Genomic DNA, 5,849 nt, shown 5'->3' on the forward strand with positions numbered 1-5,849 from the left:
GTGCCGTGGCCCACCGGGTCGAAGAACTCCCCGTCCTCCCGGACCCGGCCCCTCCCGTCCGCGAAGATCCGGCACCCGGCCACGGGGCCCCGCACATGGGAGTGCCAAGGGTTCACGCCGGTGTCCACCACCCCCACCCGCGTCGCCGGACTCATGGGATCCCGGTCACCCCGAAAACACCCGGTCCAGGTCCTCGTCGGCAACGTCCCAGAGGTACCCGTGGGGCGGCAGCGGTTCCCGGGCGAAAAACCCGGGGAGGCGGTCGTCTTCCGGCCCGAACCCGGCCCGACGGTTGAACGCCTTCTCGGTCAGGCACACCAGGCGGCCGAGCCCGATCAGGGACCCCCCCGGCAGGTCCCGGCCCCATCTGGCGACCACGGCCTCGGCCAGGGCGGCCTGGAGGTCTTCGCTCTCCACCACGGGAAGCGACGCGAACAGGCAAAGGCCCAGGGTGTCCACGGCCGCGAAATAGCACTGCACGAACTCGGACACCTGCCACTGGCCTTCCGGCTTCGACGGATCGTAGTCCGGGTTCGCCGGACTCGGGAGCACGTTGCCCGCGGTGTGGTCGGCCCCCATCGGGCTCGTGGCGTAGGTGACTCCGGTCCCCTTGAGGCACCGGGGGTCGTAGGCGGCCATGGCCTGCCCCTTTACGGCGGGCACCCGGGAGACCCCGAGTTCCCGGCCGGTGGCCACGCTGCCGGCGGCCAGGAGCAGGCCCAGTCGGCCGTCCTCGGGGATGGACCTCAGGGCCTCCAGCAGGGCCGCGCCGTCCCCCCACGCCAGGGCCCCGGCCTCCATGGCCACCGCGGCCGCCGCCCCGATCTCCATGGTGTCGAGCCCCAGGTCGTCGCAGGCCCGGTCGATGCGGGCGATGGCGTCCGGGTCGTCGATGGCGCAGTTGCTCCCCACCATGCCCAGGGTCTCGTACTCGAACCCCGAGGTGATGACCTCGCCGTCCTCGGCCGTGTACACCTGGGAGCAGTGGATCACGCACCCGGCCATGCACCGGTGCCGGGTGCTGGCGTTCGGCCGGCGTCCCATGATCCCGGCCAGGGCTTCCCCCGCGATCCGGCCGGCGCCTTCGAACCGGCCGGACGAGTAGTTACGGGTGGGCAACCCCCCGAGTTCGTTGATCAACCCCACGAGCATGGAGGTTCCCAGGGCCTGGAGTCCGCCCACCATGGGGTGGGCCGCGATGCCCTCGGCCAGGGCCTTTGCTGCCGCCCGGAACCGCTCGGGCTCGGCCGGCGAGACCCCGGGCCCCCCGGCGTCGTCCACCACCACGGCCTTCACCCCCTTGGTCCCCAACACCGCACCGAGGCCCCCGCGGGCCGCCGTGCGCAGGAACCCGTCCGGTGTCGTGACGCAGACGGCGGAGGCCCGGCACCCCTTCTCCCCGGCGGGCCCCACGAGGGCGAAAGCGCACCCGGGGAAGCGCTCCCCAAGGCGCCCGGCCGCCTCGTACGCGCCCCGGCCCCAGAGATCCCCGGCGGGCCCGAACTCCACCCCCCCGGCGCGGATCGCGACCACCGTCGGGGACGACGCGGCGCCCTCGAGCACCACGGCGGCCACCCCCAGGCGCGCCAGTTTCTGGGCCAGCGCGCCGCCCGCGTTGGACTCCTTTATGGTGCCCGTGAGGGGGCTTTTGGCCCCCACCGAGAGCCGGCCGTTGTTGGGCACCACCGTCCCGGCCAGGAGACCGGGCGCCAGCACGAGCCGGTTTTCGGGGCCCAGGGGGTCTGCGTCGGCGGGTACCTCGGCGGCCACCACGGCCGAGGTGAGGCCCCGGCCCCCGAGGCCCCGGTACGCGTCCGGCAGGTCCTGCCAGGAAGACCGCCGGTTCGTGAGATCGATGCGAAGAATGCGGGCCATGGATCACCTCCTCGATCGGAAGGGGTCAGGGAGCGCGTCCGGCCGCCGGGCAGCCCAGCTCGGCGGGCCAGAGGGTTCCGTCCCGGAGGACCAACCGCCGGTCGAAGGCCCGGGACCCGGACCAACGGTGGGCGATGACCAGGAAGGCGCGGTCGGGAAACGAGCGCCAGAGGTTTTCCACGATTCGCGCCTCGGTGGCCGGATCCAGGGCGCAAAACGCCTCGTCCAGCACGAACACCCGGGGGGCCCGCAGGATCAGGCGCGCCAACCCGATGCGCTGCCGCTGGCCGTCGGAAAGGGCGAGGCCCCGGCCCCCGATCACCGTCCGGTAGCCCTCGGGCAAAGACAGGATGAACTCGTGGGCCAGGGCGAGCCGGGCGGCGGCCAACACGGCCTCGTCGGACACGCCGGGGTTCCCGTAGCGCAGGTTCTCCTCCACGGTCGCGTGGAGGAGAAACGGCTCGGCGCCGGCGTACCCGAGGAACCGGCGGAGGTCCTCCGAAGAAAGGTCCCAGGGGTTCACCCCCCCCACCTCCACCCGACCCCGCGTCGGGCGCCGGAGCCCGAAGGCCAGTTGCACCAGGGTGGATTTCCCGGCCCCGGATCCCCCAAACACGGCCACTTTCTCCCCGGCCGCCACCCGGAGATGGAGACCCCGGAGCACGGGCGCCTTGCCCGGGTACGAGAACCACACGTCCTCGAACCGGATCTCGGCCTCCCCGGGCTTCCGGGCACGGAGTCGGGGCCCTTCGTCCCGGTCCAGCACCTCAGCCACGCGGCTCAGGCTGACCCGGGCCTCCTGGAGATTTCGCACCAGCCCCAGGAGCCCCTGGGCCGGGCCGTACAGCCTGCCCTGGTAAAGGACGAACGCCACGAACGTTCCAAGGCCGATGTCCCCGGCCTCCAGGAGCCGGCCCCCCAGCAGATAGATCCACGCCAGGCTCCACGTGAGCACCAGGCCCGGCACCCCCGCGGCGGCCGCGTCCACCCCCTGGAACCGCAACACCCGGCCCACCAGTACCCGGTTCAGCCGGTCGAACTCGGCCCGCTCCTCCGGTTGGGTGGCGTGGAACCGCACCACCCGAAGCCCCGACAGGCGCTCGGAGAGGAAATGGGACAGGTCCGCCATGGCCTGCCGGATGGCCCGGGCCATGGCTTCCACCGGCCCCCGGAACGCCGCGGCGGCCCCGAGGGCCACGGCCACCCCGGCGAAACTCCACGCGGCCAGGGCCGGCTGGAGCCGCACCAGGATTCCCGCCGCCACGGCCAGGAACAGGAGGTTCCGGACCCCGCCCAGGAGCCCGTCCACGAGGAGGGCCTGGATCTGGGGAACATCGCCCCCGAACCGGGACATCAGGTCCCCGTGCCGGAACCGCTCCAGGTGCTCCAGGGGGCCGTCGAGGCACCGGTCGAACAGCCGCTGCCGGATCTCCACCAGCACCCGGGCCGACACCTGGGCGTGCACCAGGCGAAGGGCGAGCCCCAGGGCGAGGTCCAGGACGGCCAGTCCGGCCAGGGCCGCCGCCACCCAGGGCACCACCGAGAAGTCCCGGCGCTCGGCCACCGCGTCCACGAAGGCCTTTCCCACCAGCGGGGTGGAGAGCGAGATCCCGGAACCCAAAAGGCCCAGGAGAAACAGGAGGGCCAGGGACCCGGCCTTTCCCCGAAGGTGTCCCCAAAACGGGGCCAGAGCCCTCAACACGCCGCCGCCTCCGCCCCCGCCGGGGCCCAGACCTGGGGGTAGTAGCACAGGTGGGCGCCGTCGCAGAGGCTCCGCCCGCCGCGGCGGGCCACCACCGCCTCCCGGATCTCGGTAGGCCCGGCGCCGGCGTCGGCCAGGCGAACGGCCAGCGCCGCCAGTTCCACCGAGGCGCGCTTTCGGGGAAGGGAGGCCTCGCGCCCCACCACCTTGAGGCTCCCGATCCCGATCGCCCGGAACCGGGGGAGGGCGCACAGGCCACAAGGTCCCAGGGGGTATCCCCGGTTCGTCCGGCACCCGCAGTTGTTGAGGGTCCACTTCCAGAACTCGTACGCCTCCAACGCGCCCGGCCCCACGCCCTCGGTCCCCGGCCCGTCCGCCAGGCAGAACGGCCCCAGGCGGTGGGTGGTGGCGCACAGGCCCTCCTCGAACACGCACCCGTCGTTTAGGGCGAACACCTCCAGGTCCACCCCGGCCGCGGCGATCTCCCCGATCTCATCCAGGGTCAGGTGCCGGGGCAGCACGACCCGGGCCACCCCCAGGTCGCGGTAGAACGCAGCGGCACCCGGGTTCGTGCAGGTGGCCAGGCTGGAGACGTGCACGCGGGAACCGAGGCCTTCCTCCACGAGGGCCAGGAGCAGCTCGATCTCGGCCACGATGAGGCCGGCGACGCCCACGTGCTCCAGGAGGTGCCGGCCGAACCCCACCAACGGGGCCACCGCCTCCTCCGGGTAGTGGGGCGCGTTCAGCGTGACGAACACCGGCCGGTGTCCGGCCGTGCGGACAACCTCGGCCAGGGCCGCCTCGTCCCTGAGGCCGGCGGCCCGGGGATCCCGCCGGTGGACCCAGTCCCCCCCGTACCGCTCGGCCCAGAACGCCGGGGTGAGGCCGCAGTAGAACTCGTCGGCCCCCGCCTCGCACAGCCAGGGCACCTCTTCCGGGTCGCGCACGGGGGCGAGGATCTTCATGGCATCGGCCTCGGGTGGATCACGACCCGGTCGGCCCGGGCGAGGTAGGCTCGGGCCCCCTCGGGGGAAACCCGTTGGAACACGGTGTTCCCGGCCCTCCACAGGGGCTGGGTGGTGTCCCCCCGAACGACCCTGCGCGGCCCCCCCCGGCAGGGCCGGGGGCAGGGGACTCCCAGGCACCGGGACAGTTCGCCCCGGCCGAGGGCCTCCCCCTTGAGGAGGCAGTTCCGGCCGCTCGTGACGAAGGCGAAGGGCAGGTGCACGGCTCGGCCGAGGCCGTCCCCCCGCTGGCCCAGATATTCCCCCCCGAGGTCCACGTCGGTCTCCAGGGCGCCCACCCCCTCCCGGGCCAGGAACCGCCTGAGCCTCGCGCTCCCGGTGCCCCGGCTCGCGCCGGGGGACGCCCGGGGATCCCGGAGTCCCCGGTTGAACAGCCGGCCGGCCCGGGCGGGGTGCTCCGGGAACCGCCGCCGCAGCAGCCGAAACACCCCCCAGTCGTTGAACACCACGGCGGGGCGAAGGCCCCGCGCCTCCAGGGTTCGGAGCAGGTCTTCCACCGCCCGAAGGCCGCCGGCCGTCACCACGGGGGTGAGAAGCACGGGTTCGAGCCCCCGGGCTAAGGCGGCCCGGCAGAGATCCTCGGCCTCGCGCGGCCCGGGCAGGGCCTGCTCGCAGAACTCGGCGCCGAAATAGAGGGCGGCCCACCGGCCCCCGGGGAGGGTGCCGGCCCATTCGGGGTCGTCCGAAATCTCCGGCCCTTCTGGGACGGCCTCGGGCCGGTCCACGCGCAACGCGTACTCCAAAGAATCTTCCTCTCCCCGCGTCCGGGGCTGGGCAGGTTCCCTCCGGGGCCAGACGCCCCCCGGGGGTGGGGCCCCGGAGGGGGGACCCCGCCCCGGAGGAAGAGGACGGGGTCCCACGGGTTGGGTCTTCAGAAGGTCACCCGCCGGATGTCCATGCCGTCGGAGGCCATCTGGAGCACCTTGAGGGGCCGCAGGGTTTTCGCGTCGTACACCGTGAGCGTGGACCCGCCGGCTCCGATGTACACTTTGCTGCCGTCGCTCGACACGTTGATCCCGTAGCAGGTGCCCTCGTGGTTCACCGTGATGGACTCGTAGGTGTTGGTTTCGAGATCGATCACGTTGAGTTCGTCCATCACCCCGTAAGCCTTCTTCTTGTCGGGGGAGTAGATCACCGAGTAGGCGAACACGGGGATGCCCTTGAGCGGCGTATCCCGGATCTCCCCGGTCTTCTTGTCGATCGCCAGGAGCCCCATGAGTTCCGGGGTGTAGTAGTTGGCCATGAAC

General features: G+C 72.9%; 4 protein-coding genes and 1 pseudogene. All 5 read right to left on the reverse strand.

Annotated features, from left to right (window positions below; translation table 11 throughout):
* Positions 1 to 165 precede the first annotated feature (165 nt).
* Positions 166 to 1,875 carry an aldehyde ferredoxin oxidoreductase C-terminal domain-containing protein gene (locus ACY0I8_RS15615; protein WP_461395478.1) on the reverse strand — a complete coding sequence of 570 codons (1,710 nt, stop codon included), beginning with the start codon at positions 1,873 to 1,875 and terminating at the stop codon, positions 166 to 168.
* A gap of 25 nt (positions 1,876 to 1,900) precedes the next feature.
* Positions 1,901 to 3,577 (reverse strand): ABC transporter ATP-binding protein, encoded by a 1,677-nt coding sequence (locus ACY0I8_RS15620; RefSeq protein WP_461395479.1) that lies wholly within the window; start codon positions 3,575 to 3,577, stop codon positions 1,901 to 1,903.
* Entirely contained in the window at positions 3,571 to 4,542 is a 972-nt protein-coding gene (locus tag ACY0I8_RS15625) for a peptidase U32 family protein (protein WP_461395480.1), read from the reverse strand. The genes ACY0I8_RS15620 and ACY0I8_RS15625 overlap by 7 nt, the downstream gene beginning before the upstream one ends.
* Positions 4,539 to 5,345, reverse strand: coding sequence for a hypothetical protein (locus ACY0I8_RS15630; protein WP_461395481.1), 807 nt, complete (start codon positions 5,343 to 5,345; stop codon positions 4,539 to 4,541). Before ACY0I8_RS15630 ends, ACY0I8_RS15625 begins: the two co-directional genes overlap by 4 nt.
* Positions 5,346 to 5,473: 128 nt before the next feature.
* A pseudogene (locus ACY0I8_RS15635) lies at positions 5,474 to 5,849 on the reverse strand (hypothetical protein); the annotation flags it as partial.

This window comes from Deferrisoma sp., from assembly GCF_054681715.1.